At 73.8% G+C, this 24,365-nt stretch carries 23 protein-coding genes and 3 pseudogenes; 11 read left to right on the plus strand and 15 right to left on the minus strand.

From position 1 onward, the window contains the following. The 3 genes and pseudogenes from ABGB16_RS28980 to ABGB16_RS28990 all read right to left on the minus strand — a co-directional run. Positions 1–242, minus strand: a pseudogene (locus tag ABGB16_RS28980) (hypothetical protein); the annotation flags it as partial. A 153-nt stretch (positions 243–395) separates the two neighbouring features. After that, positions 396–1,502 carry an SPFH domain-containing protein gene (locus ABGB16_RS28985; protein ID WP_347671269.1) on the minus strand — a complete coding sequence of 369 codons (1,107 nt, stop codon included), beginning with the start codon at positions 1,500–1,502 and terminating at the stop codon, positions 396–398. Between the two features lie 5 nt (positions 1,503–1,507). Next, positions 1,508–1,975, minus strand: a complete 468-nt coding sequence (locus tag ABGB16_RS28990; protein ID WP_347671270.1) for an NfeD family protein — start codon at positions 1,973–1,975, stop codon at positions 1,508–1,510. 89 nt (positions 1,976–2,064) lie between these two features. On the opposite strand from ABGB16_RS28990, the gene ABGB16_RS28995 reads away from it, so the two are divergent. Then, the gene (locus ABGB16_RS28995; RefSeq protein WP_347671288.1) at positions 2,065–3,381 is read left to right on the plus strand and encodes a serine hydrolase domain-containing protein; all 1,317 of its coding nucleotides are present in this window, start codon (positions 2,065–2,067) and stop codon (positions 3,379–3,381) included. Between the two features lie 9 nt (positions 3,382–3,390). Here the strand turns inward: ABGB16_RS28995 and ABGB16_RS29000 are convergent, their stop codons facing one another. Further along, complete coding sequence (locus ABGB16_RS29000; RefSeq protein ID WP_347671271.1) at positions 3,391–4,206, minus strand: DUF3097 domain-containing protein; 816 nt, start codon at positions 4,204–4,206, stop codon at positions 3,391–3,393. A 179-nt stretch (positions 4,207–4,385) separates the two neighbouring features. On the opposite strand from ABGB16_RS29000, the gene ABGB16_RS29005 reads away from it, so the two are divergent. Continuing rightward, entirely contained in the window at positions 4,386–5,180 is a 795-nt protein-coding gene (locus ABGB16_RS29005; protein WP_347671272.1) for a hypothetical protein, read from the plus strand. A 54-nt stretch (positions 5,181–5,234) separates the two neighbouring features. Here ABGB16_RS29005 and ABGB16_RS29010 read toward each other — a convergent pair whose 3' ends face one another. From ABGB16_RS29010 to ABGB16_RS29040, 7 genes are all read right to left on the minus strand, one after another. After that, the gene (locus ABGB16_RS29010; protein ID WP_347671273.1) at positions 5,235–6,014 is read right to left on the minus strand and encodes an HAD-IIA family hydrolase; all 780 of its coding nucleotides are present in this window, start codon (positions 6,012–6,014) and stop codon (positions 5,235–5,237) included. Positions 6,015–6,050: 36 nt separating this feature from the next. Next, on the minus strand, positions 6,051–7,079 hold the full coding sequence (locus ABGB16_RS29015; protein WP_347671274.1) for a ferrochelatase: 1,029 nt from the start codon (positions 7,077–7,079) through the stop codon (positions 6,051–6,053). Positions 7,080–7,135: 56 nt separating this feature from the next. Then, the gene (gene fabI / locus ABGB16_RS29020; RefSeq protein ID WP_347671275.1) at positions 7,136–7,903 is read right to left on the minus strand and encodes an enoyl-ACP reductase FabI; all 768 of its coding nucleotides are present in this window, start codon (positions 7,901–7,903) and stop codon (positions 7,136–7,138) included. 39 nt (positions 7,904–7,942) lie between these two features. Next, positions 7,943–8,647, minus strand: coding sequence for a 3-oxoacyl-ACP reductase FabG (gene fabG / locus ABGB16_RS29025; protein ID WP_347671276.1), 705 nt, complete (start codon positions 8,645–8,647; stop codon positions 7,943–7,945). An 888-nt stretch (positions 8,648–9,535) separates the two neighbouring features. Next, the gene (locus ABGB16_RS29030) at positions 9,536–10,486 is read right to left on the minus strand and encodes a VWA domain-containing protein (RefSeq protein ID WP_347671277.1); all 951 of its coding nucleotides are present in this window, start codon (positions 10,484–10,486) and stop codon (positions 9,536–9,538) included. Beyond that, positions 10,483–11,508, minus strand: coding sequence for a DUF58 domain-containing protein (locus ABGB16_RS29035; protein ID WP_347671278.1), 1,026 nt, complete (start codon positions 11,506–11,508; stop codon positions 10,483–10,485). Before ABGB16_RS29035 ends, ABGB16_RS29030 begins: the two co-directional genes overlap by 4 nt. Continuing rightward, positions 11,487–12,599, minus strand: coding sequence for a MoxR family ATPase (locus ABGB16_RS29040; protein ID WP_347671279.1), 1,113 nt, complete (start codon positions 12,597–12,599; stop codon positions 11,487–11,489). The genes ABGB16_RS29035 and ABGB16_RS29040 overlap by 22 nt, the downstream gene beginning before the upstream one ends. Before the next feature lie 235 nt (positions 12,600–12,834). Here ABGB16_RS29040 and ABGB16_RS29045 point away from each other — a divergent pair, with 235 nt between their 5' ends. The 3 genes from ABGB16_RS29045 to ABGB16_RS29055 all read left to right on the plus strand — a co-directional run bounded on the left by ABGB16_RS29045 (position 12,835) and on the right by ABGB16_RS29055 (position 15,129). Further along, complete coding sequence (locus ABGB16_RS29045) at positions 12,835–13,065, plus strand: hypothetical protein (RefSeq protein ID WP_347671280.1); 231 nt, start codon at positions 12,835–12,837, stop codon at positions 13,063–13,065. A gap of 82 nt (positions 13,066–13,147) precedes the next feature. After that, positions 13,148–13,711 carry a PH domain-containing protein gene (locus ABGB16_RS29050; protein ID WP_347671289.1) on the plus strand — a complete coding sequence of 188 codons (564 nt, stop codon included), beginning with the start codon at positions 13,148–13,150 and terminating at the stop codon, positions 13,709–13,711. Positions 13,712–13,782: 71 nt separating this feature from the next. Then, positions 13,783–15,129 carry a PH domain-containing protein gene (locus ABGB16_RS29055; RefSeq protein WP_347671290.1) on the plus strand — a complete coding sequence of 449 codons (1,347 nt, stop codon included), beginning with the start codon at positions 13,783–13,785 and terminating at the stop codon, positions 15,127–15,129. 23 nt (positions 15,130–15,152) lie between these two features. On the opposite strand, the gene ABGB16_RS29060 is transcribed toward ABGB16_RS29055, so the two are convergent. After that, positions 15,153–16,202: a phosphatase PAP2 family protein gene (locus tag ABGB16_RS29060; protein ID WP_347671281.1), complete on the minus strand. Its 1,050-nt coding sequence runs from the start codon at positions 16,200–16,202 to the stop codon at positions 15,153–15,155. Between the two features lie 134 nt (positions 16,203–16,336). Here ABGB16_RS29060 and ABGB16_RS29065 point away from each other — a divergent pair. Both ABGB16_RS29065 and ABGB16_RS29070 read left to right on the plus strand, forming a co-directional pair. Further along, positions 16,337–16,726: pseudogene (locus tag ABGB16_RS29065) on the plus strand (hotdog domain-containing protein); the annotation flags it as partial. 95 nt (positions 16,727–16,821) lie between these two features. Continuing rightward, a complete protein-coding gene (locus ABGB16_RS29070) occupies positions 16,822–17,652 on the plus strand; it encodes an MBL fold metallo-hydrolase (RefSeq protein WP_347671282.1) in 831 nt (276 codons plus the stop codon). 48 nt (positions 17,653–17,700) lie between these two features. Here the strand turns inward: ABGB16_RS29070 and ABGB16_RS29075 are convergent, their stop codons facing one another. Beyond that, positions 17,701–17,928: a winged helix-turn-helix domain-containing protein gene (locus ABGB16_RS29075; protein WP_347671283.1), complete on the minus strand. Its 228-nt coding sequence runs from the start codon at positions 17,926–17,928 to the stop codon at positions 17,701–17,703. A 328-nt stretch (positions 17,929–18,256) separates the two neighbouring features. Between ABGB16_RS29075 and ABGB16_RS29080 the strand changes: the two genes are divergently transcribed. Both ABGB16_RS29080 and ABGB16_RS29085 read left to right on the plus strand, forming a co-directional pair. Further along, positions 18,257–18,553 carry a hypothetical protein gene (locus tag ABGB16_RS29080; RefSeq protein ID WP_347671284.1) on the plus strand — a complete coding sequence of 99 codons (297 nt, stop codon included), beginning with the start codon at positions 18,257–18,259 and terminating at the stop codon, positions 18,551–18,553. Between the two features lie 216 nt (positions 18,554–18,769). Beyond that, on the plus strand, positions 18,770–19,090 hold the full coding sequence (locus tag ABGB16_RS29085) for a hypothetical protein (protein ID WP_347671285.1): 321 nt from the start codon (positions 18,770–18,772) through the stop codon (positions 19,088–19,090). Between the two features lie 16 nt (positions 19,091–19,106). Here ABGB16_RS29085 and ABGB16_RS29090 read toward each other — a convergent pair whose 3' ends face one another. Then, positions 19,107–20,042: a carbohydrate kinase gene (locus ABGB16_RS29090; protein ID WP_347671286.1), complete on the minus strand. Its 936-nt coding sequence runs from the start codon at positions 20,040–20,042 to the stop codon at positions 19,107–19,109. A 17-nt stretch (positions 20,043–20,059) separates the two neighbouring features. Further along, the gene (gene asnB / locus ABGB16_RS29095; protein WP_347671291.1) at positions 20,060–22,021 is read right to left on the minus strand and encodes an asparagine synthase (glutamine-hydrolyzing); all 1,962 of its coding nucleotides are present in this window, start codon (positions 22,019–22,021) and stop codon (positions 20,060–20,062) included. 106 nt (positions 22,022–22,127) lie between these two features. On the opposite strand from asnB, the gene ABGB16_RS29100 reads away from it, so the two are divergent. Beyond that, entirely contained in the window at positions 22,128–23,609 is a 1,482-nt protein-coding gene (locus ABGB16_RS29100) for an aminopeptidase P family protein (protein WP_347671287.1), read from the plus strand. Positions 23,610–23,949: 340 nt separating this feature from the next. Beyond that, positions 23,950–24,365, plus strand: a pseudogene (locus ABGB16_RS29105) (hypothetical protein); the annotation flags it as partial.

The raw sequence follows: 24,365 nt of genomic DNA on the forward strand, positions 1-24,365 counted from the left end.
ATCGCCACCAGTCCGTACAGCAGCGCGTACGCGGGCAGCAGCCAGACCGCCGCGCGGCCGAGGCGGCGCAGCGACCACGCCCAGGTGGCGTTGGTCGCCGGGCCGGGCGGCGCCGGCTCGACGATGAACGGCAGCACCCCGAACCCGCCCCCGGTACGCCGGGTGCCCAGCGGCCCGGCCGGGTCGTGCGCGCCGGGCACGGCCGCCCTGGAGAAGATCTTGTTCGCCGGGTCCCTGTCCATGCGTCACCTCGCTGCGCTCTTCGGCGGAGCCGGGGCGCGCCGCGGCGCCCCGGTTCCTGGTCACCACCCGTCCGTCGGGACCGATCGTGTCAGGCACCGGAGCGCCGCATGAGGATTTCTCTCATTCCCGCCCGGTCCTCGGCCGGGCCGCCGTCAGCCCCGTTCGCGCTGGTCGGCCGGGTCGTTCAGCAGGCTCGCCGGGGACACCGGCTCGGGCGCCGGCAGCCCCTGCGGGCCCTTGCCGCCGCTGGCCTGCGCCTCGGCGACGCGTACCTCGTCGTGGATCTCCTGGGCCGCGGTCGCCGCCGCCCGCGCCGCCTCGGCGGCCTCCCGCTCCACCTCGCCGGCGTCCCTGGCCGCCTCCGGCGACGGCACGTCGCCGACCATGCTGGCCAGCCCGCCCAGCGCGCCGCCCATCCCCTCCAGGGCCTTGGTCAGCTCCGCCGGGACGATCCAGACCTTGTTCGCGGTGCCGTTGGCGATCTGGGGCAGCGCCTGCAGGTACTGGTAGGCGAGCACCTTCTGGCTCGGGTTGGCCTGGTGGATCGCGTCGAACACCGTCCGGATGGCCTTGGCCTGGCCCTCGGCCTGGAGGATGCGGGCCTGCCGGTCACCGTCGGCGCGCAGCACCGCCGCCTGCTTCTCGCCCTCCGCGGTGAGGATCTGCGACTGCTTCAGGCCCTCCGCGTTGAGGATCGCCGCCCGGCGGTCCCGCTCGGCGCGCATCTGCTTCTCCATCGAGTCGCGGATGCTCGGCGGCGGCTCGATGGCCTTGATCTCCACCCGGGTGACCTTGATGCCCCACCGGCCGGTCGTCTCGTCCAGCACGCCGGACAGGTGCCGGTTGATCTCCTCCCGGCTGGTCAGTGCCCGCTCCAGGTCGAGCGAGCCGATGACGTTGCGCAGCGTGGTGACGGTGAGCTGCTCGATGGCCTGGAGGAAGTTCGAGATCTCGTACGTCGCCCGGACCGAGTCGACGACCTTGAAGTAGAGCACCGTGTCGATCGACACCACCAGGTTGTCGGAGGTGATCACGGGCTGCGGCGGGAAGCTGACGACCTGCTCCCGCATGTCGACCTTGGTACGAACCGCGTCGATGAAGGGGACCAGCAGGTTCAGCCCCGGGTTCAGGGTGCGCTTGTACCGCCCGAGGCGCTCGACGACGTCCTGGCGCTGTTGCGGCACGATCCGCACCGCCTTGATCAGGGTCACCACGGCGATCAGCGCCACGGCGACCAACAGCACCGTCACAAAATCCATACCGTTCACCCTCTCGTTCCGGGCAGTTCGCCCGCGGAAGAAACGTCGTCCTGCCACACCAGGGCCGTCGCGCCCTGGACCTTGATCACCTGCACCCGCTGGCCGGGCGCGAAGCTCTGCGTCGCGTCGTACGAGCGGGCGCTCCACAGCTCACCGTCGATCTTGACCAGGCCGCGCTCGGCGTCCACCGGCTCCAGCACCAGCGCGCTGACCCCCTCGATCGCCGCCACCCCGAACGGCTGGTCGCCGAGGGCGGGCCTGGCGTGCCGCCGGATCGCCGGCCGGGCCACCGCCACGGTCAGCGCCGAGACCACCGCGAAGACCAGCGCCTGCACGGCTGTCGGCGCGCCCAGGGCCGCCGCCCCGGCCGCGGCGAACGCGCCGACGGCGAACATGATCAGAAACAGCGTCGTCGTAAGGATCTCGGCGACCGCCAGCACCACGCCCAGCACGACCCAGAACACCGCGTCCACCCCCCGATCGTGACATGCGGAAGCACGTGCGGCCCGTTGGCAAGATCAGTAAGCTCGGCGGCGCCCGTGCCGAGCAGTGGAGGATCGCCGTGTCGCTACCGCCCGAGACCGTCCGCCAGGTCGACGCCCTCGTCGCCGAGGCGCAGGCCGCCGGCCGTACGCCCTCGCTCGTGCTCGGGGTGGTCCGCGACGGGCGGCTGGCGCACCTGGCCGCCGCCGGGGAGCACCCGCGCCCGGACGCCGGCCTGCAGTACCGGGTCGGCTCGATCACCAAGACCATGACGGCCGTGCTGGTGATGCAGCAGCGCGACGCCGGCGCCCTGGCCCTCGACGACCCGCTCGAGGCGCACCTGCCCGGCACCGGGGTCGGCGCGCTCACCGTACGCCAGCTCCTCGGCCACGCCGGCGGGCTGCAACGGGAGCCGGACGGCCGGTGGTGGGAGCGGTCGGAGGTCGGCGACCTGGCCACGGTGCTGGCCGGGGTGAGCGAGCGGAAGATCGCGTACCCGCCGCACCGGGTCTACCACTACTCCAACCTGGCGTACGGGCTGCTGGGCGGGCTGCTGGAGGCGGTCACCGGCACACCCTGGTTCGACCTGCTCCGACAGCGCCTCCTGGAGCCGCTGGGCATGGCCCGCACCACGTACCAGGCCACCGAGCCGTTCGCCCGGGGGTACGTGGTGCACCCGTGGCACGACACGCTGCGGGAGGAGCCGCGCACCGACACCGGGGCGATGGCGCCGGCCGGGCAGCTCTGGTCGACGATCGAGGACCTCGGCCGCTGGGCGGCGTTCCTGGCCGACCCGGACCCGGCCGTGCTCGCCCCGGAGACGCTCACCGAGATGTGCGCCCCCGTCGTGATCAGCGACCTGGACGCGTGGACCGGCGGGCACGGCCTCGGCGTCGAGCTCTACCGCTGCGGCGAACGGGTGTACGTCGGCCACGGCGGCTCGATGCCCGGCTACGTCGCGTGCCTGGCGGTGCACCGCCCCACCCGCACCTCGGTGGTCGGCTTCGCCAACTCGTACGGCCTGCGGGTCGGCAGCCTCGGCGCGCTCGGCCAGCGGCTGCTGACGACCGTGCTGGACGCCCTGCCGGCCCCGGTCACCCCGTGGCGCCCGGCCGACGCCCCGCCCCCGGCCGAACTGGCCGAGCTGACCGGCCGCTGGTGGTGGATGGGCAAGGAGTTCGAGTTCCGCGCCGACGCGGCGGCCGGCGAGCTGCGGGGCGGCCCGGTCGGCAACCCCTCGCTGCGGTTCGTCCCCGAGGGGCCGGACCGCTGGCGGGGCCGCTCCGGCGCGCAGGACGGCGAGATCCTCACGGTGCTCCGCGACGAGGCCGGTCGGGCGGTGGCCCTGGACATCGCCACCTTCGTCTTCACCCGCACCACCGACGAGGAGCCCTGACCCGGGCGATCAGCCCTCCGGTTCGGTGACGAAGTCGATCAACCGCTCCATCGAGTTGATCAGCGGCGTCTCCACGTCGGCGAAGGTGGCCACGCGGGACAGGATGTGCCGCCACATGTCGGCCGGCTCGGCCACCCCGAGCGCCGCGCAGACCCCCTCCTTCCACGGCCGCCCCGGCGGCACCACCGGCCACGCCGCGATGCCGAGCGCGGCCGGCCGGACCGCCTGCCACACGTCGACGTACGGGTGCCCGGTGACCAGCACGTGCGGCGAGGTGACCCGCGCGACGATCCGGCTCTCCTTCGAGCCGGACACCAGGTGGTCGACCAGCACGCCCAGCCGGCGACCCGGCCCGGGGGCGAAGTCGCGCACCCGGGCCTCCAGGTCGTCGATGCCGTCCAGCGGCTCCACCACGATGCCCTCGATCCGCAGGTCGTCGCCCCAGATCCGCTCGACCAGGGCGGCGTCGTGCACACCCTCCACCCAGATCCGGCTGGCCTTCGCCACCTGCGCCCGGACGCCGTCCACCGCGATCGAGCCGGATGCGGTGCGCCGGCGGGCCGCCGGCACCGGCGCCCGGGTCGGCCGGCGCAGCGTCACCGGCCGGCCGTCGAGCAGGAACGCCGCGGGCAGCAGCGGGAAGTTGCGCCGCCGGCCGTGCCGGTCCTCCAGCACCACCGCGCCCGACTCGAACCCGACGACCGCGCCGCAGAAACCGGAGTCCGCGTCCTCGACCACGAGGTCCGGCTCGGCGTCCACCTCCGGGGTCGCCCTCCGCCGCCGCCGCCAGTCCCCCGCCAACACGTCCTCGCCGTACCGCCGCATCCGGTCACGCTAACGCCGGGCACGCTCCCCCGCGCGGCAGCCGCGCCGGGGAAGTCGATCACGGGCGACGAAAGGCGCAGACCGGTCGCCACCGGCCCATAGGGGGCAGGTCGGGGCAGGGATCGCCGCCCCCTCGGCAGTCGAGACACAGGCGGCGGGGACGACGTACCCTCTTCTGCATGTCCTCCCCCGCAACGGGCGCGATGACGCTCGCGCCGCGCCGGTCGAGCCGGTTCGTTGCCTGGGTACGCGCGTGGCGCGCCGGGCTCGTGCCGTACGACGAGGTCGCCGAGGAGATCTCCGGCGACGAGGAGCACCTCGTCGCGGACGCCCCCGGCACCTGGACCGACGTCCCGCTGCGGGACGCGCTGCCCGTCCTGGCGAAGCTCTCCCCGGACGAGATCCGCCTGGTGCTGCCCGCACCCGGCGATCCGCGGGGGCTGCCCGGTCCGGGCGACTTCACCGGAGCGGCACTGCTCGCCGGCGAGGCGGTCGTCGCCGGGAGCCTCGGGCTGATCCCGGAGGTCCGCACCCACACCTCCGGCTCCGGAATGACCTGGGAGACGGTGCTCTGGCGGGTCTACCCGCTGCCCGCCGACGCGCCGGCCGCGTCGGCGGCCTCGCCCGGCGCGGCCGAGGCCGAGGCCGAACTGGCCGCCGCGCTCGCCGAGACCACCGCCGCGCTGACCCGGCTCGACGTCGCCCAGTGGCGGCCGGAGCTGGCGGGCGCGCTGGCCGCGCTGCGCCGCCCCGACGGCGCCACCGACCTGCCCCCGGGCTTCGATCCGCGGGCGCGGCGGCTGTTCGCCCGTGCGGCCGTGCTCGACCGGGTGCTGGCGCTGGCCGGGCACAGCGCGCCGGGTGGGGCGATCAACAACTACGAGGCCCAGCAGCGCGATGCGGCGCTGCGGCCGCTGACCACCGCCTGCCGGCAGGCCCTCGTCGCCGCCTGCAACGCCCCGCTGCGCCTCTGACCGCCGCCCCGGGCGGACGCGTCCGAGCCGCCCCCGGTGCGGCTGCCGGCCGGGTCAGATCTCGTCCATCAGGTCCGCGACGGAGTCGACGATCCGGGACGGCCGGTACGGGTACCGCTCGGCCTCCGCCCGGGTGCTGATGCCCGTCAGCACCAGGATCGTCTCCAGGCCGGCCTCCAGGCCGCAGAGGACGTCGGTGTCCATCCGGTCGCCGATCATCGCGGTCGTCTCGGAGTGCCCCTCGATGGTGTTCAGCGCCGACCGCATCATCATCGGGTTGGGCTTGCCCACGAAGTACGGCTCCACGCCGGTCGCCTTGGAGATCATGGCCGCCACCGAGCCGGCGGCCGGGAGCGCGCCCTCCACCGACGGGCCGGTGGCGTCGGGGTTGGTGCAGATGAACCGCGCCCCGTCGTTGATCAGCCGGACCGCCTTGGTGATCGCCTCGAAGCTGTAGGTGCGGGTCTCGCCGAGCACGACGTAGTCGGGCGCGTAGTCGGTGAGCACGTAGCCGACCGCGTGCAGCGCCGTGGTCAGCCCGGCCTCCCCGATCACGTACGCGGTGCCGCCCGGCCGCTGGTCGGCCAGGAACTGCGCGGTGGCCAGCGCCGACGTCCAGATCGCCTGCTCGGGCAGCTCGAAGCCCATCCGGGTGAGCCGGGCCTGCAGATCCCGCGGGGTGTAGATGGAGTTGTTGGTGAGCACCAGGAACGGCTTGCCGGAGGACCGCAGCCGGTTGATGAACTCCGGCGCGCCGGGCACCGGCTGGCCCTCGTGCACCAGCACGCCGTCCATGTCGGTCAGCCAGCTCTGCACCGGCTTGCGCTCAAGCATCTGTCGTCCCAAGGGGGTGTCGGGGGCGGGATGGGATCAGGGGCGGCGGGCCGGCACGCAGCACACCGCGGGGCAGGTGTCCCACAGCGGCAGCTCGCCGAGGCGGCGGCGCAGCCGCTCCCCGCCCGGCTCGGTGCGCTCGGCGACCAGCTCCCGCACCATGGCCACGAAGCGCGGGTCGGTGCCCGGGGTGGCGGCCCGGACGAAGTCCAGCCCGACCCGCTTGGCGGTCTCCAGCGCCTCGGTGTCCAGGTCCCAGACCACCTCCAGATGGTCGGAGACGAACCCGATGGGGCTGACCACCACGCCCGTGACGCCCGCCTCGGCGAGCGCGGCGAGGTGGTCGTTGACGTCCGGCTCCAGCCACGGCACGTGCGGCGGACCGGACCGGCTCTGCCACACCAGGTCGTACGGCAGGTCGGGCGCGGCGGCCGCGTGCACCAGCCGGGCGACCTCGGCGAGCTGGGCGGTGTACCGGTCGCCGTGCGGGCCGGCGCTCGCGGCCATCGAGGTGGGGATCGAGTGGGCGGTGAACACCAGCCGGGTGGTGGCCCGCTTCGCCGGGTCGAGCTGGGCGAGCGCCGCCCGTACCGCGTCGGCGTGCGGCTCGACGAAGCCCGGGTGGTCCCAGAACTGGCGGAGCTTGTCGATCACCGGGGCGTCCGGGCCGACCGCCGCCCGGGCCCGCGCGATGTCCTCCTGGTACTGCCGGCAGGAGGAGTACCCGCCGTAGGCGCTGGTCACGAACGCCAACGCGGTGGTGACCCCGTCGTCGCGCATCCGCGCCACGGTGTCGGCGAGCATCGGGTGCCAGTTCCGGTTGCCCCAGTAGACGGGCAGGTCGACGCCGTGGACGGCGAAGTCCGCCCGGATCGCGGCGAGCAGGTCGCGGCACTGCTGGTTGATCGGGGAGACGCCCCCGAAGTGCTGGTAGTGCTCGGCGACCTCCGCCAGCCGCTCCGGCGGCACGCCCCGGCCCCGGGTCACGTTCTGCAGGAACGGCAGCACGTCCTCGGGCCGCTCGGGGCCGCCGAAGGAGACCAGCACCAACGCGTCGTACGCCATGCCGTCCATTCTTCCCCGCCGGCCTGGCCCGGCCGGCGGGGGCCCTTCCTTGCCGATCAGGCGCCGATGGCGTGGTAGCCACCGTCGACGTGGACGATCTCGCCGGTGGTGGCCGGGAACCAGTCCGACAGCAGGGCCAGGCAGGCCCGCGCGGCCGGCTCCTGGTCGGTGAGGTTCCAGCCCAGCGGGGCGCGCTCGGCCCAGGCGTCCTCGAACTGCTCGAAGCCCGGGATCGACTTCGCGGCGATGGTCCGCAGCGGGCCGGCGGCGACCAGGTTGCTGCGGACGCCCCGCTTGCCCAGGTGCAGGGCGAGATAGCGGGACGCCGACTCCAGCCCGGCCTTGGCCACGCCCATCCAGTCGTAGACGGGCCACGCCTTGGTGGCGTCGAAGGTCAGGCCGACCACCGCGCCGCCCGGGCCCATCAGCGGCAGCGCCGCCATCGCCAGGGACTTGTACGAGTACGTCGAGACGTGCAGCGCCGTGGCCACGTCGTCCCACGGCGCGTCGAGGAAGCCGCCGCCGAGGCAGCTCTGCGGGGCGAACCCGATCGAGTGGACCACCCCGTCGAGGCCGTCGACGTGCTCCCGGACCTTGTCGGCCAGCCCGGCGAGGTGCTCGGCGTTGGTGGCGTCCAGCTCGATCACCGGGGCCGGCTCGGGCAGCCGCTTGGCGATCCGCTCGACGAGGGAGAGCCGGCCGTAGCCGGTGAGCACGACCTGCGCGCCGTTCTCCTGGGCGAGCTTCGCCACCGAGAAGGCGATCGAGGCGTCGGTGATGACGCCGGTGACCAGCAGCCGCTTACCGGCCAGCAGTCCGGACATGGTGGGAGTTCCTCCGTCGGGTCGGTGCGTACGAGGTGGTCAGTGGCCCATGCCCAGGCCGCCGTCGACCGGGATCACGGCACCGGAGACGTAGCCGGCCGCGTCCGAGGCGAGCCAGGTGACCGCCCCGGCGATCTCCTCGGGGGCGGCGAACCGGCCGGCCGGGATGGTCTTCTGGTAGTCGGCCCTGCGGGCCTCGGGCAGCGCGGCGGTCATGTCGGTCTCGACGAAGCCCGGCGCGACCACGTTGGCGGTGATGTTGCGGCTGCCCAGCTCGCGGGTGATCGAGCGGGCCACGCCCACCAGGCCGGCCTTGCTGGCCGCGTAGTTGACCTGGCCGGGGCTGCCGTAGAGGCCGACCACCGAGGAGATGAAGATCATTCGGCCCCACTTCGCCCGGAGCATCTTCGGCGACGCCCGCTTGGCGCAGCGGAACGCGCCGGTGAGGTTGGTGTCCAGCACCCGGACGAACTGCTCCTCCGTCATCCGCATCAGCAGGGTGTCGTCGTTGATGCCGGCGTTGGCCACCAGCACCTCGACCGGCCCCAGCTCCTCCTCGATCGCGGTGAACGCGGCGTCGACGGAGGCGGAGTCGGTGACGTCGGCGCGTACGCCGAACAGCCCCTCGGGGGCGTCGCCGCTGCGGTGCGTCACCGCCACCCGGTCGCCCTGCTTGGCGAAGGCCTGCGCGATGGCCAGTCCGATCCCCCGGTTACCGCCGGTCACCAGCACGGTGCGGGCCACGGGTCCCCCTCTGTCAGCTGATCTACGGTCGGTCCGGAGCCTAGGGGTTACCGACAGGTAAGCGCTAACGCGGGCGCGGCGCGGCGGCCCCTCGGCCTGGGGTGGGATGTGCGCACCGACCGCCGAGGGCCCGGGCCGGAACGGGGCGGGCGCGGCGTGGGTGTACGATGATCCGCGTTCCGGACCCGGCCGACCGCAGGAGGTGATCGCTGTGCGAGATAGCGATCCTCCCAGTCGTGGCCGGGCCGCCCGTCAGCCCCGCTGAGCCACGGCTCGGCCGGTGAGCTGACCCAGTTCCCGCTCCCCGCACCCTGCGCCCCTCGGCCCCACGGCCGGGGTGTCCGCGCTGCGCCGTCCGCCCGGGCGGACGCGGGGAGCCGCCCGGTCACGACTTCGTGTGCGCGTCCTGATCAACCCCCGCGGTCCCCCGTGCCGGCGCGGACCGTCCAGTCGCCACCGGAGCCACTCCATGAGCCGTTACCTCGCCCCGCTGGGCTTCACCCTCGCCGCCGTCTGGGTGGCCGTCGTCTTCGTGCTGGCCGGCGGCGGCGCGCACTGACCGCGGCTCGCCTCTCGTCGTCGCTGCACACCGCGTAACACGGCACGGGTCTCACCCAGAGTGCCGCAGCGCCTGGCCGTGAGACGTTCCCTTGCTCCCTTTGCTCTGCACCCAGGGATGCGACACCCCTGGCGACCAGCGGAAGCACCGGTCGGGGGCTCCGGCGCGGATCGCCAGGGTGGTTACGCACGGCGAGCGTCGCGTTGATGGGTGCAGAGCAAAGGGAGCGTGCATGGTCCTCCCGGTCGGCCGGGTGGTGACCGTGGGTCGACCGACCGCTGTCCACCTCTCGGGCAGCCTCTCACCCCGGCACCCGTCGAGGACGACGGTCACAGCAGCCGGGACGACCAGAGCAGGCTGGTCGCGCCCGCGCAGAGCGCCAGCAGCAGGGCGATGCCCGCATACCACTGGGTGATCTCGCGGGGCTGGGTGCGGAAGCCGATCGAACTGCCCATGTCCTGGTAGACCTGCTTCAACTCGCTGACCGAGGCCGCCTCGTAGAAGTAGCCCTCCGTGGTCTCGGCCAGCTCGGCCAGGGCCAGCCGGTCCACCGGCACCCGCTGGAGCTGGCCGCCGATGTCGACCTGCCCCGAGTCGGTGCCGAACGCGATCGTGGAGACCGGCACGTTGGCCGCCTGGGCGGCCGCGCCCGCCTCCTCGACCGACCGGCCCGACGTGCGGAACCCGTCGGAGAGCAGCACGATCCGGGCCGGCGGGATGCCGGCCGCGCCGTCGGCCGGCACCGACCGGATCGCCTCCAGGCAGGTGAAGACCGCCTCCCCGGTCGCGGTCGCCTCGGCCAGCACCAGCCCGTCGATCGCGCTGGTCACGGCGTCCCGGTCCTTGGTGGGCGCCACCAGCACGTTGGCCGACTTGGCGAACGACACCAGCCCGAGGTTGTAGCTCTTCGGCAGCTCGCCGACGAACTGCTTGGCCGCCTCCTGGGCGGCCTCCAACCGGTTCGGCGCGACGTCGTCGGCCTGCATGGACAGCGACACGTCGATGGCCAGCATGACCGTGGCCCGCTCCAGCGGCTCCTTGGTGTCCACGGCCGGCCGGGCCAGCGCAGTGGCCAGCACCAGCAGGCAGAGCAGGAACGCCGCCGCCGGCACGTGCCGCCGCCAGCCCAGCCCCTTCGGCGCGAGGGTGCGCAGCAGGTCCACGTTGGTGAACCGCATCGCGTACGCCCGGCGGTTCCATTGCCGCCAGACGTACAGCCCGGCCAGGGCGAGCACCGGCAGCACCGCCAGCAGCCACCACGGTTGCAGTAAACGGATCATCGTGTCGTCCCCCGGGTGCGGGCGTGCCGCTGCGCGGCGACGAAGCGCACCATGTCCAGCAGCCAGTCGGTGTCGGTCCGCAGTCGCAGGTGGGCGGCGCCGGCCGCCCGGAGCTGGGTGGATATCTCCGCGCGGTGGGCGGCGGCCGCCTCGGCGTACCGGCGGCGCAGCCGCGGGTCGGCGGTCTGCACCTCGTGCAGCTCCCCGGTCTCCGGGTCGACCACCGGCAGCACCCCCACGTCCGGCAACTCCAGCTCGCGCGGGTCGACCACCTCGATCGCCAGCACGTCGTGCCGGACCCGCAGCTTACGCATCGGCCGCGACCACTGCTGCGGCGGCGCCAGGAAGTCGGAGATCACCACCGCCACGCCGCGCCGGCGGGGCGGCCGGTTGAGCGCGTCGACCAGCGCCCCCAGGTCGCTGCGCCCCGGCCGCGGCTCGGTGCCGGCGATCGCCCGCAGCAGCGCCTGGGCCTCCTTGCGGCCGGAGCGAGCCGGCAGCCGGACCAGCTGCCCCGGGCCGGCCGGCGGCGCGGGCCGCCAGCGCCCCGCCGGGGCGGCCGGCGGGGCGCCGCTGCCGACCACCGCCCCGATCCGGTTGCCGCCCCGCACGGTCAGGTGGGTCAGCGCGGCGGCGGCGGCCACCACCACGTCCCGCTTGAGCCAGCGGCCGGTGCCGAAGTCCAGGCTCGCCGAGAGGTCCACCGCGAGCCAGGTCTCCAGCTCCCGGTCGGCCACCGTACGCCGCACGTGCGGCATCGTCGTCCGGGCGGTCACCGGCCAGTCCATCCGGCGTACGTCGTCACCGGGGCGGTACTCGCGCGACTCCCCCGCCTCGCTGCCCGGGCCCGGCAGCAGACCCGCGTAGTCGCCCTGGAGCAGGCCGTCGAGCTTGCGGGTGACCAGCAGCTGGAGCCGGGACAGCACCGCCTCCGTACGGGGCGTGACGGCCGGCGACGGGGTCCACCGCGTACCCCGGGAGGGGAGGGAGGCGGGTGAGGTCACGGCCGCTGCCCGGGCCACCCGGCGCCGGCGACCGGCGAACCGGGCGGGGCCGGAGTGGCCTGCTGGCGCGGGGCCACCGACGGCAGCGGGATGGTCGACATCACCCGGTGCACGACGTGGTCGGCCGGCACGTCGTCGGCGAGCGCGTCGTAGCTGAGCACCAGGCGGTGGCGCAGGATGTCCGGGGCGATGTCCTGCACGTCCTGCGGCAGGGCGTAGTCCCGCCCCCGCAGCAGCGCCAGCGCCCGGGTGGCCCGGACCAGGCCGAGCGAGGCGCGGGGGCTGGCGCCGTACTGGATCAGTTGCGCGACGTCGGGCATGCCGTGCTCGGCCGGGGTACGGGTGGCCAGCACCAGCCGGACGGCGTAGTCCACCAGCGCGTTGTGCACGAACACCTGGTCGGCCTTGCGCTGCAGCGCCACCAGGTCGTCGGTGTCGAACACCCGCGCCGGTTCCGGCGGCGCCACGCCCATCCGGTAGACGATCTCCCGTTCCTCGGCGTCGGTCGGATACCCGACGACGATCTTCATGAGGAAGCGGTCCCGCTGCGCCTCCGGCAGCGGGTAGACGCCCTCCTGCTCGATCGGGTTCTGGGTGGCCATCACCAGGAACGGGTCCGGCACCCGGTGGGTCTCCCCGCCGATGGACACCTGGCGCTCGCTCATCACCTCGAGCAGGGCCGACTGGACCTTCGCCGGCGCCCGGTTGATCTCGTCGGCGAGCAGGAAGTTGACGAAGACGGGCCCCAGCTCGACGTCGAACTTCTCGCTGGACTGGCGGTAGATCCGGGTGCCCATGATGTCGGCGGGCACCAGGTCCGGGGTGAACTGCACCCGGGCGAACGACCCGCCCACCACCTTGGCGAGGGTCTCCACGGCGAGGGTCTTCGCCACGCCCGGCACGCCCTCCAGCAGACAGTGCCCCCGGGCGAGCAGCGCGACGAACATCCGCTCGACCATCCGGTCCTGCCCGACGATCACCCGCTTGATCTCGAACAGCGCCCGCTCCAGCAGGGTCGCGTCCTGCGCGGGTGTGGTCGGCGGTGGCGGGGGCGCCTGCGGGGCGCTGCCGTTCGGCGTCGGAGCGTCGGGCGTGGTCGGCTGGGCCACCGGTCCTCCACAGCATGATCGGTTGTCGCGGCGTGGTGCGTATCAAGACTCGCATGCCCGGCTGAGAGCCGAGGTGGGGAGAAGCCGATTTTCGCCACGCCGTCCCGCCGTTCCGAATCGCCGCTCACGGCTGGACATCGGGGGGTCCCGCGTGTGTACCATTCACCCCGTCGCCGGGCGGCTCCCCCCGTGGCCGCCCGGCGCTCACTCTTCGCCGCGCCCCTAGACTGGCCGGATGAGCGCTTCCCTCTCCGCCGACGAGGCCCCGATCTGCTCGGCCAAGGGCTGTCGTGCCGCCGCGGAGTGGGCCCTGCGCTGGAACAATCCCCGCCTGCACACCGCCGACCGGCGCAAGACGTGGCTGGCCTGCGCCGACCACCGCTCCTCCCTCGGCGATTTCCTCGCCGCGCGCGGCTTCCTGCGAGAGGTCGCGCCGCTGCCCGCATCGCCTACGCTCGACTCGTGAGCGCGCGAAGCGGACCATCCCGGTGACCGGCGAGCCGACCGGCGCGTCGCCGCCCCCCTCCGGCCCCTCGTCGCACCCCGCTGTGCCCCCGCCGCACCCAGCCGGGCCCGCACCGCGTCCCGCCGGCCCACCGGCGTATCCTGCCGGGCCGCCCCCGCGTGGGCCGCTCGACCCGTGGCCGCACACCGTCTCGTGGCAGCCGGTCTCGCCGGACCTGATCTGGGTGGAGCTGATCCGCCTGGCGGCGGTCCTGGGGGTGCTGCTGCTCGGGGTGGCGATCGGCTGGGCGCTGACCGGACACTGGCTGTTCGGGGTGGCCGTCGGCGCGCTCGTGCTGTCCGGCGCGTGGCGGGTGGTCACCATCGTCCGGGCGGTGCACGCCTGGGGGTACGCCGAGCGGGAGGACGACCTGCTGGTCCGGCACGGCCTGCTGGTGCGCCGGCTGTCCATCGTGCCGTACTCCCGGATGCAGTTCGTCGACGTCAGCGCCGGCCCGCTGGAACGGGCGTTCGACCTGGCCACCGTGCAGCTGCACACCGCCGCCGCGGCCAGCGACGCCCGGGTGCCCGGGCTGCGCCCGGCCGATGCGTCCCGGCTGCGCGACCGGCTCACCGCGCTCGGCGAGGACCGCGCGGAGGGCCTGTGAGCCACGGCCCGTCCGGCACCGACCCCGGCCAAGGCCCCGCGCCGTCGCCCGCCGGCCCGGCCGGTACGGGCGTGCCGCCCGCTCCCTGGCCGGGCAGCCCCGCGGGCGAGGAGCCGCGGCAGCGGCTGCACCCGCTGAGCCCGGCGCTGCACGGGGCGAAGTCCCTGGTGGTGGTCATCGCCGGGTTGTCCTGGTCGACCCTGTCCCGGGTCGGCTTCGGCTGGTTCGTGGCGATGGCCACCGTGCTGGCCCTCGGCGCGACGGTGCTGGCGGTGGTGAGCTGGTACAACACCGGCTACCACGTGGTGGGCCGGGAGCTGCGGGTGCACGAGGGGCTGCTGTGGCGGCGCACCCGGGCGATCCCCCTGGAGCGCCTTCAGGCCGTCGAGGTGGTCCGCCCGCTGCTCGCCCAGCTCACCGGGCTGGCCGAGCTGCGGCTGGAGGTCGTCGGCGGCGGGAAGACCGAGGCGCCGCTGGCGTACCTGGGGGTCGCGGAGGCCGCCGCCCTGCGGCAGCGGCTGCTCGCGCTGGCCGGCCGGGCGCCCGCGCCTGCGCCGCAGCCGGTGGCGGAGCACGCGGCGGCGGACCAGGTGGCCCCGTTCCCGCCCGGGCGGCTCCTGCACGCCGTGGTCAACCGGGACCTCCTGGTCAGCCAGCTGCTCACCCCGCAGGCGTTCTTCCTTCCCTTCGGCGTGGCCTTCGTCGTGGCGCAGTTCCTCTCCCAGGGGTCCTGGTCGTTCATCGCGGTGGCGAGCACCCTGACCGCGATGGCCGGGGTGCTGCTGCAACCCGTGCGCCGCGTACTGGACGACTGGAACTTCCGGCTGGCCCGCGACGACGGCACCCTGCGGATCCGCAACGGCCTGCTGGAGACCCGGGTGCAGACCGTGCCGCTGCACCGGGTGCAGACGGTCGGGGTGACCTGGCCGCTGCTGTGGCGGCTTAAGGGCTGGCTGCGGCTGCGCCTGGAGGTGGCCGGCTACTCGAGCGGCGAGCCCGACGACCGTAACCGGCCGGACCGGCTGCTGCCCGTCGGCGACCTCGACACCGGCGAGCTGGTCGTGGCGGAGGTGCTGCCCGGCGTCCGGCTGACCGCGCTCGCGACGACCCCTCCCCCGCCGCGGGCCCGGTGGCTGCGCCCGCTGAGCCGTCGGGCGGTCGGCGCCGGGCTCGACGAGCGGGTCTTCGCCGCCCGGTCCGGGCTGCTCACGAGGCAGCTCGCCATCGTGCCGTACGCCCGGATCCAGAGCGTGCGGGTGACCCAGGGGCCTGCCCAGCGGCGGCTGGGGCTGGCCACCGTGCACGCGGACACCGCGGGCGGGTCCGGCGCCGCGGCGCACGACCGCGACCTGGCGGAGGCGTGGTGGCTGGCGGCGGAGCTGACGGCCCGGGCGCGCGCCGCCCGGCAGGTCGGCTGATCCCGGGGCGACGGCGGCGCGGCTCAGCGCCCGGCCGGCACCGGGGGCAGGTCGACGGCGGCGGGCGGGGCGACAGCGGCGGGCACGTCGACAGCGGCGGGCACGTCGACAGCGGCGGGCACGTCGACAGCGGCGGGCACGTCGACGGCGGGCACGGGCACCCGCGCCCGACCCCCGTCCGAGTTGGCGGCGACGGGGGCGGCCCGGCGGGTCCGCCGGGCGGCCCACCATCGCTCGCCCAGGCCGACGACCAGGAACGTCATCCCGACGTACGCCCAGCCCACCAGCACGTCGGTGACGTAGTGCTCGCCGGAGTAGACGAGGGTGAACGTCATCGCCAGCGGATACGCCAGCAGCAGCGGCCACCAGCGGCGGCGGGTGGCCCGCAGGAAGAACAGCACCACGAACAGCGCCCACGCGGTGTGCAGCGACGGCATGGCGGCCACCGGGTTGGCGGCGATCTGCCCCGTGTTCAGCAGGTTGCCCGCGCCGTGCATGCCGAACGCCTTCCAGCCCCGGGTGGAGATCCGGGCGACCTCGGTCAGCAGTCCGTTCTGCGCCGCCCACCACGGCGGCGCGGCCGGGTAGAGGAAGTAGGTGGCCAGCCCGGCCGCGCACAGGAACCCGAAACGCCGCATGTACGCGGCCCACCGGCTCCGGTCGCGCAGCCAGAGCACCCCGGCGGCGGCGAGCGCCACCACGAAGTGCGAGAAGTAGACCCAGCTGGCGAGGACGTCCCACCAGTGCACCTGCGGCCGGTACAGGTGCTCCTGCAGCCACACGGTCGGCACCTCGCCCCCGGTGGCCCAGCCGAACATGAACCGGTCGGTGACGATCAGCTCCAGCGCGTGCGGGATGGCCCCGTTGTCGGCGAACCCCCGGGACAGGTTGTACACCACGAGCAGCAGCACCACGGGCAGCCAGTCCCGGCCGAAGCGCAGGTGGCTGCGCCACGGGCGGTGGGAGTTCCACGCGACGGTGCCCGCCCAGATCCACAGGAACGCGTACGCCGGGTCCGTGGGCAGGCCGATGCCGAGCCAGCCGGCCACGAAGGCGACGGACCAGATCAACATGCCGACGACGCGACGGCGACTGCCGTCGGGGGGTGCGGGCGGTCCGGTCGGGGCGGGGGGCTGGGGGTGAGTCACGACGGCCAGGTTAACGGCGGTGCCCCGACCGGCCGACGCCGACCACCTAGGCTGTGGCCATGCAGGAGCAGTCCGAGCAACCCCTCGCCCCGGGGCTGTCCGCCCGGGTCGAGCTGACCGTGACCGACGCCGACACCGCTCAGGCGGTCGGCTCCGGGGACGTACCGGTGCTGGGCACGCCCCGGGTGCTCGCCCTGGCGGAGGCGGCGACCGTGGCGGCGACCGCGACCCGGATGCCGCCCGGCAGGACCACCGTCGGCCTCCGCGTCGAGCTCGACCACCGCGCCCCCACGCCGGTCGGCCGTACGGTGGTGGCGTCGGCCCGGCTCGTCGAGGTCGACGGGCGGCGCCTGCGGTTCGAGGTGAGCGTCACCGACGGCGACGAGACGGTCGCCGACGGGCGGGTCGATCGGGTGCTGGTCGACCGGCAGCGCTTCGTCGAGCGGGCCACCGGCGTCGGCGCGACCGAGCCCGCGGCCCCGGTCGTCGGCGCGACCAAGCCCGCGGCCCCGGTCGTCGGCGCGGACGAGCCGGCGGTTGCGCCGTGACGCTGCGCTTCGACGAGGTCGCCGACCGGGTGTACGTGCTGCGGGAGCCGCTGCTCGACGTCAACGTCACGCTCGTGGTCGGCGACGGTGCGGCGCTGGTGGTGGACACGCTCTCCACGGCCGCTCAGGCCGCGGAGCTGGCCGCCGCCGCCCGCGCGGTCACCCCGCACCCGTGGACGGTGGTGAACACCCACCACCACTTCGACCACTGCTTCGGCAACGCCACCCTCGCCGCCGACCCGGCCCGCCCGGTGTACGCGCACGAGGCCGCCGCCGCCTGGCTGCGCGAGCGCCCTGACGAGCTGCGCCGCGCCGCGTCCGAGGAGGTGCGCGACGGGCGGCCGGAGTTGGCCGCCGAGCTGGCGGAGACGACGCTGCTGGCCCCGACGCACACCGTGCGCCTGGAGACGGCGCTGGACGTCGGGGGCCGCCGGGTGGTGCTGCGTCACCCCGGCCACGGGCACACCGACGCCGACCTGATCGTGCACGTGCCCGACGCCGACGTGCTGGTCGCCGGGGACCTGGTCGAGCAGAGCGGGCCGCCGGCCTTCGAGGAGTCGTACCCGCTGCAGTGGCCGGACGCGGTCGCGGACCTGCTGCGGCTGACCGGGCCCGGCACGGTGGTCGTGCCCGGGCACGGCGAGCTGGTCGACCCGGAGTTCGTCCGGGCCCAGCACGCGCAGCTGGTCGAGCTGGCCTGGCTGATCCGGGCCGGTCACACCGGTGGTGCCCCGCCGGAGCGGGTGGCGGCCGAGGCCCCCTTCGGCGCCCGCGCCGCCCTCACGGCCGCCCGCCGCGGCTACGCGGAGCTCACCGGCACGGCCTGACCCGCGATTCGGCCTCACCGCAACCTACATCGAGGCGCTGGCGGTCGGTCAGCCCTCCGCTCGTTCGGTGACGAAAACACCGAGTCCGTGTACGCCCTCGACCAGCCCTTCCGTCTTGAGCACGATCATGGCGTGGTTCACCACCCCAGCCGACACGCCGTGCTCCTTGCGGAGCTGAGACGTTGACGGCAACTTGTCGCCTGGCGCGAGTTCTCCGGACGCAATCTGCTGGCGGATTACATCCGCGAGCTGCGCCCACTTCGGTTTGGTGGGCATCTCGTCTCCCTGGTCTGCACCGCCATTTGATCACGCCTTCCCTTCTATGGACAAGTAAGAGGTAGTAAGTAGTTGACCTATCAGCAGTACTATGTATAAGTTCATCGCGACCGGCTCCCTGGTCTGCAAACCCGGAGCTGGTTGTCCCTTGGAACGCACCCGGTCGACCACTCCCCCGGCGGTCGACCGGGTGCTGGATCACGCCCCGCCACCGTCGTCGGGGCGCGGTAAGCAGGCCCGGGGTGGGTGCCGGGCTCCAGCCGTCCGCGCAACGGACTGTCCCCGCCCACCTCGGCGCCACTACAACCAGCGACGAAGGGCAGAGCGCGTGAAGTCAACCGTCGACGAGCCGGTGGACGCGGTCGAGAAGGTGCTCGGCGAGGTGCCGGTGCCTCCGTACGTGACGCAGCAGCACGTGGGGCTCGCTATGCGGGCAGTACTGCAACACGGGCCGGAGTCGTGGCCGGTTGGCGAGCTGTGCCGCAGCGATCTGACCCCGTACCCGTGCCGGCTGCACCGGTGGGGGCGGGCGGTGCTGCGTACCCGGGGCATGACCGATCGGGCCGTCGACGACCTCGTGGCCCGCGCGGAGCAGTCGGTGCGCGTACCCGACGGGCGGCGCTGAGATGTGGCCGGGCCGGCGACGCGATGCCCAGCCGATCGCGCCACCGGCGCACCTGGCGCCAGTGGCGGCGCTGGTGCTCCTGCGGCCTGCGCTGGACCACCTGCCCCGACCGCCACACGTCGATACCCACCGAGCCACGTGAATCTTGGAACGAAACGGCCCCTGGAGGGGCCACTTGGTACCAAGATTCACGCCCGGCGGGCCGCCCAAGGACCGATGCCGGGCGGAACCGCCGGAAACCCGCCCCGCCCGCACCTGCCGATCCGGCCACTGTGGCTGTGCCGCACCTGCGCCGCACCCTGGCCGTGCGCCACCGCCCGGCTCGCCCTCCTACGGGAGTACGCCCACGACCGCGTCGCGCTGCTCGTCCACCTCGGCGGGCAACTCCACGACGCCGCAGACGACCTGTACCGGCTCAACCCGCACGACGGACCGGAGCCCCGGCAACTCTTCGACCGGTTCCTGGGCTGGGCACTCATCCGCCGAGGCGATGCGTCCCGACGCCCCGCGCCGGGGACGGACAGCGGTCGTTCATGAGCCTCGGCTCGACCTGTCAGTCGGTGAAGCGGCGCAGGACCTCGTCGCGGGTGGGCATGGCGGTCGCGCCGCCCGGCGACTCGCAGACCAGCCCGGCGACCCGCAGCGCGAAGGCCAGCCGCCGGTGCCACTCGGCGGGGTCGGTGGCCTCGCCGTCGACGAGCAGCTCGGCGACGAGGGCGCCCATCACCGAGTCGCCCGCGCCGGTGGCGTCGACGGCGCGCACCTTCGGCGCGGGGACGCGTACCGGATCGCCGTCGGCCGCGGCGACCACGGCGCCGTCCGGGCCGAGGGTGACCACGACGGTCGCCGCCCCCAGCTCCCGCAGGTACGCCGCGACCCCCTCGACCGGCTCACCGGGGTAGAGCAGCCTCGCGTCGGCGGCGCTCAGCTTCACCAGGTGCGCGGAGGCGGCGAACTCCGCCACCGTCTCCCGCAGCCCGGCCAACGCGTCCGGCCCGTCGAGCAGCCGGGGCCGGACGTTCGGGTCGAACACCCGTAGCGCGCCGGCGGTGGCCCAGGCCCGCCGCGCCGCAGCCAGCACAGCCGGGCAGAGCAGCACGACGGACCCGCAGTAGAGCACGTCGGCGCCCTCGACCAGGCCGACGTCCAGGTCGTCGGCGGTGAGCAGGCCGTACGAGGGCGGCTCGCCGTAGAAGCGGAACTCCGGCTCGGCGCCGGAGTGGGTGGCCACCGCCAGCGCGGTCGGCACGGCGGCGGTGACGACCCCGTCGAGCCCGACGCCGGCGGCCTCCAGGAACGCCCGGATCCGCCCGGCGAGCACGTCGTCGCCGAGCGAGCCGACGAACTGCACGCGCCCGCCGAGCCGGGCCACCGCGACGGCCACGTTGAGCGGCCCGCCGCCGATCGCCTGCCGGAAGACGGGTGCGCCGTCGCACTCCGCGTCGAGCAGGTCGACCAGCGCCTCGCCGAGCACCACCGCGTATCCCATGGCCCGCGCCTACCCGCTCAGCGGACCATGGAGCCGACCACCGGCTTGGTGAGCAGCGCGGACTGGTTGCGCTGGATGCCCGGGTCGAGCGTCTTGGCGACGAAGATCGCGTGCCAGATGCAGAAGATCAGCACCGTCCACACCTTGCGGGAGTGGTCGGCCTCCTCCCGCTTGTGCTCCTCCAGCAGCCGCATCGCGTACGACAGGTCGATCAGCTCGCCCGCGCCCGAGTTGGACAGCACCCAGCGGGCCCACTCGTACATCTCGCCGCGCAGCCAGACGCGGGTGGGGGTCGGGAAGCCGAGCTTGCGGCGGTTGACGATGGCCGGGGGCACCACACCCTGCAACGCCTGGCGCATCGCGTACTTGGTGGCGTCCGAGCGGGGCGGCAGCTTCAGGTCCACCGGGATCTGGGCGGCCACCTCGAACACCTCCCGGTCCAGGAACGGCACCCGGACCTCCAGCGAGTGCGCCATCGAGATCCGGTCGGCCTTGACCAGGATGTCGCCCCGCAGCCAGGTGTACAGGTCGACGTACTGCATCTTGGTGACGTCGTCCAGCTCGGTGCACTCGGCGTAGATGGGGGCGGTGACGTCGGTGTAGCGCACCGAGGGATCGTAACGGCGCAGCAGGTGCTGCTTCTCCTCCTCGGTGAACATCCGGGCGTTGCCGTAGTAGCGCTGCTCGATCGGGGTGGTGCCGCGCTCCAGGAAGCTCTTGCCCTTGACCCCCTGCGGGATCGCCTTCGACACCGCCCGCAGGCCCTTCTGCACGCCGCCGGGCAGGCTGTTGACGCTGTTCAGCGACAGCGGCTCCCGGTAGATCGTGTACCCGCCGAAGAACTCGTCGGCGCCCTCGCCGGACAGGACGACGGTGACGTGCTCGGCGGCCTTCTTCGCCACGAAGTACAGCGGCACCAGCGCCGGGTCGGCCACCGGGTCGTCCAGGTGCCAGACGATCTTCGGCAGCGCCTCGATCATGTCCTGCGGACCGATCTTGGTCGGGATGGTGGTCACGTCGAGGTGCCGGGCCGAGTCCTGGGCGACGTCGATCTCCGAGTACCCGGGCACGTCGTAGCCGACCGTGAAGGTGAGGATGTTCGGGTTGAACTCGCGGGCGAGGGCGACCACGGCGGTCGAGTCGATGCCGCTGGACAGGAACGAGCCGACCGGCACGTCCGAGCGCATGTGCATCCGGACGCTCTCCCGCAGCGTCTCCCGGATGTGGTGGTAGAGCCGCTGCTCGTCGCTGACCGGGGTGGGCCGGAACACCGGCCGGTACCACCGGCGCACCTCGATCCGGCCGCCCGGGGTCCAGGTGAGGTACTCCCCGGAGCCGATCCGGTTGATCCCCCGGTGCAGGGTGCCGGGCTCCGGGACGTACTGCAGGGTCAGGTAGTGGCTCAGGTTCGCCGTGTCGATCCCCGCGTCGCCCTGGTACGCCGACTGCGCGAACGGCAGCAGCGCCTTCTTCTCGGAGGCGAGGTAGAGCCCGTCGGCCGTCTCCAGGTAGTGCATCGGCTTGATGCCGAAGTAGTCGCGGGCACCGAACGCGCGGCGCTCCTGCCGGTCCCAGATGACGAACGCGAACATGCCGCGCAGCCGGCTGAGCACCTGCTCGCCCCAGTAGTGGTAGCCGGCGACGATGACCTCGCCGTCGCCGGCGGTGGCGAACTGGGCGCCGTAGGTGCGGGCCAGTTCCTCCCGCAGCTCGATGTAGTTGTAGATCTCGCCGTTGAAGGTGAGCAGGTAGCGACCGCCCGCGTAGGGCAGCGGCTCGTGGCTGGACGCCACATCGATGATCGCCAGGCGCTTGTGGCCGAACACCGCGTCCGCGTAGTGGCCGGTGGCGTCCCCGACCACCTCGACCCCTGTCTCGTCCGGTCCGCGGTGGTGCAGGCATTCCAGCGCCCCCGCGATGTGGTCGCGGTGGGCGGCGGCGTTGCCGTTCGCACTGAAGAAGGCCAGGAGTCCGCACATGGTGGTCATCTTTCCATGCGCCGGCAGCGGGCGTCGCAGCACCGGGCTCTGCGGGAAGCTCGCGCGGGGTACCGTCTGCACCAGCGACGAGGCGGAGGGAGCGGACATGACCGAGCAGCGCACGGACGGCCAGCCGGCGGACGGCACCGAGTCGCACGACCCGGACTTCTCGGAGGCGTTCCTGGCCTTCATGCGCCAGGGGTGGCGGGACAGCACGCTGCCGGTCGGGCCCCGGGTGGAGGTGCCCAACCACGCCAAACGGCGGGCCGCGCTCTCCGCGGCCTTCCCGGGCGAGACGCTGGTGATCCCCAGCGGCGGGGAGAAGGTACGCGCCAACGACACGGAGTACCGGTTCCGGCCCGGCAGCGACTTCGTGTACCTGACGGGCGACCACGCCCCCGACAGCGTGCTCGTGATGCGCCCGAACGGCTCCGGGCACGACGCCACGCTGTACATGCGGCCCCGGGCGTCCCGGGAGACCGACGAGTTCTTCCGCAGCCGGTACGGCGAGCTGTGGGTCGGCCGCCGGCACACCCTCGCCGAGAAGTCGACGGAGCTGGGCCTGCCGACCGCCGACCTGGCCGAGCTGGACGCCGCGCTCGCGGGCCTCGCGCCGGGGCGTACCCGGGTGCTGCGCGGCTTCGACAGCCACGTCGACGCGGCCGTGCTTCCGTACGACGGGCCCCGCGAGCAGGGCCAGCCGGGGCGGGACCGGGAGCTGGCGATCGCCGTCTCCGAGCTGAAGCTGGTCAAGGACGAGTGGGAGATCGCCCAGCTCCAGGACGCGATCGACGCCACCGTGCGCGGCTTCGAGGACGTCGCCCGGATACTGCCGGCCGACCGCGCCGTCTCCGAGCGGCTGCTGGAGGGGATCTTCGCGCTGCGCGCCCGGCACGACGGCAACGACGTCGGCTACGGCTCGATCGTCGGCGCCGGCGAGCACGCCACGATCCTGCACTGGGTGCACAACCACGGCGTCACCCGCCCGGGCGAGCTGCTGCTGATGGACATGGGCGTGGAGAACCGCAACCTCTACACCGCCGACGTCACCCGCGTGCTCCCCGTCGACGGGCGGTTCACCCCGCTGCAGCGCCAGGTCTACGACATCGTGTACGCCTCGCAGCAGGCCGGCATCGACTTCATCAAGCCGGGGGTGAAGTTCAACGACGTCCACCGGACGTGCATGCGGGTGCTCGCCGAAGGGCTGCACGAGCTCGGCCTGCTGCCGGTGAGCGTCGAGGAGGCGATGGACGAGAAGTCGACGATCTATCGCCGGTGGACGCTGCACGGCTTCGGGCACATGCTCGGCATCGACGTGCACGACTGCGCCAACGCCCGCAAGGAGATGTACAAGGACGGCGAGCTGAACGAGGGCTACGTGCTGACCGTCGAGCCGGGCCTGTACTTCCAGCCCGAGGACGACCTGGTCCCCGAGGAGCTGCGCGGCATCGGCATCCGGATCGAGGACGACGTGCTGGTCACCACGGCCGGCGCGGTCAACCTCTCCGCGGGCCTGCCGCGGCGGGCCGACGAGGTGGAGACCTGGCTGGCCGAGCAGCGCGAGGCGGGTCCCCGCCTGCCCGGCTGATTCCCGGTACGACCCACGCGGCGGGCCCCGCCGCCGGTGCGCGATCTGCACCGGTGGCGGGGCCCGTCCCGATGTCGGCGACATGGCGGCATCCGGAGCGCTCGGACACCCCCATGTCGCCGACATGCCGGGATCCTCCGCCCGGCACGTCCTGCCCCCGGGCCGCTCCCGTGCCGCCTGCCGCCCGATGAGAGCAAAATGCGGGGTTTTTTCGGATACGTCCTCGTCGTGAGGATCCTTCTCATACGGTGGAGATCGGAGGCTGCAACCGATTTGTAGCTGGTCGCGCCCGCTCGGGCGGTGCGACCCCGTCTGGTAGCAGGAAAGGGCGGAAGCTCTGATGTCCAATGACGAAACCACTCCCGGCAGCGGGCCGACGGCCGCGCCGAACAGAAGACGGCGCATCTGGGTCGCCACCGGCGTGGCCGGCCTGACCGGCGTTGTCGGCCTGGCGGCGATCGGTGGGTTGGCCGCCCGCAACGACAGGTCCGACGACACGAAGACGGACCAGCACACGGCCAGCACGAGGCAGAACGTCAGCGACACCGGCAGGGCCGAGGATGAGGCCGGCGAGGAATCCGGCAAGGACGACTGGGGCGACGAGCGGTCCGACCGTGACGAGCGCGATCACGAGGGCCAGGTTCGTGAGGTGCGCTGCGACGACGACGCGTTGGTGGAGGCGTTCGTCCGGCTCAACAACGAGGAGGGCGGCACGCTGAAACTCGCCCGCGACTGCGAGTACGAGCTGGAGGACCA

Origin of the sequence: Micromonospora sp. B11E3, assembly GCF_039871625.1 — a bacterium.
In the GTDB taxonomy this organism is placed as follows: Bacteria; Actinomycetota; Actinomycetes; order Mycobacteriales; family Micromonosporaceae; genus Micromonospora.

Excerpts from the sequence above, each read along its gene's own strand:
- ABGB16_RS29060 (WP_347671281.1), bottom strand. The coding sequence starts at position 16,202 with ATGTTGATCTGGTCCGTCGCCTTCGTGGCCGGCTGGCTCGGCATCGGC.
- ABGB16_RS29045 (WP_347671280.1), top strand. The coding sequence starts at position 12,835 with ATGAGCGCTTCCCTCTCCGCCGACGAGGCCCCGATCTGCTCGGCCAAG.
- fabI (WP_347671275.1), bottom strand. The coding sequence starts at position 7,903 with ATGTCCGGACTGCTGGCCGGTAAGCGGCTGCTGGTCACCGGCGTCATC.
- ABGB16_RS29090 (WP_347671286.1), bottom strand. The coding sequence starts at position 20,042 with ATGGGATACGCGGTGGTGCTCGGCGAGGCGCTGGTCGACCTGCTCGAC.
- ABGB16_RS28985 (WP_347671269.1), bottom strand. The coding sequence starts at position 1,502 with ATGGATTTTGTGACGGTGCTGTTGGTCGCCGTGGCGCTGATCGCCGTG.
- ABGB16_RS29005 (WP_347671272.1), top strand. The coding sequence starts at position 4,386 with ATGTCCTCCCCCGCAACGGGCGCGATGACGCTCGCGCCGCGCCGGTCG.
- ABGB16_RS29000 (WP_347671271.1), bottom strand. The coding sequence starts at position 4,206 with ATGCGGCGGTACGGCGAGGACGTGTTGGCGGGGGACTGGCGGCGGCGG.
- ABGB16_RS29015 (WP_347671274.1), bottom strand. The coding sequence starts at position 7,079 with ATGGCGTACGACGCGTTGGTGCTGGTCTCCTTCGGCGGCCCCGAGCGG.
- asnB (WP_347671291.1), bottom strand. The coding sequence starts at position 22,021 with ATGTGCGGACTCCTGGCCTTCTTCAGTGCGAACGGCAACGCCGCCGCC.
- ABGB16_RS29100 (WP_347671287.1), top strand. The coding sequence starts at position 22,128 with ATGACCGAGCAGCGCACGGACGGCCAGCCGGCGGACGGCACCGAGTCG.
- ABGB16_RS29085 (WP_347671285.1), top strand. The coding sequence starts at position 18,770 with ATGCCGGGCGGAACCGCCGGAAACCCGCCCCGCCCGCACCTGCCGATC.
- ABGB16_RS29030 (WP_347671277.1), bottom strand. The coding sequence starts at position 10,486 with ATGATCCGTTTACTGCAACCGTGGTGGCTGCTGGCGGTGCTGCCGGTG.
- ABGB16_RS29010 (WP_347671273.1), bottom strand. The coding sequence starts at position 6,014 with ATGCTTGAGCGCAAGCCGGTGCAGAGCTGGCTGACCGACATGGACGGC.
- ABGB16_RS29075 (WP_347671283.1), bottom strand. The coding sequence starts at position 17,928 with ATGCCCACCAAACCGAAGTGGGCGCAGCTCGCGGATGTAATCCGCCAG.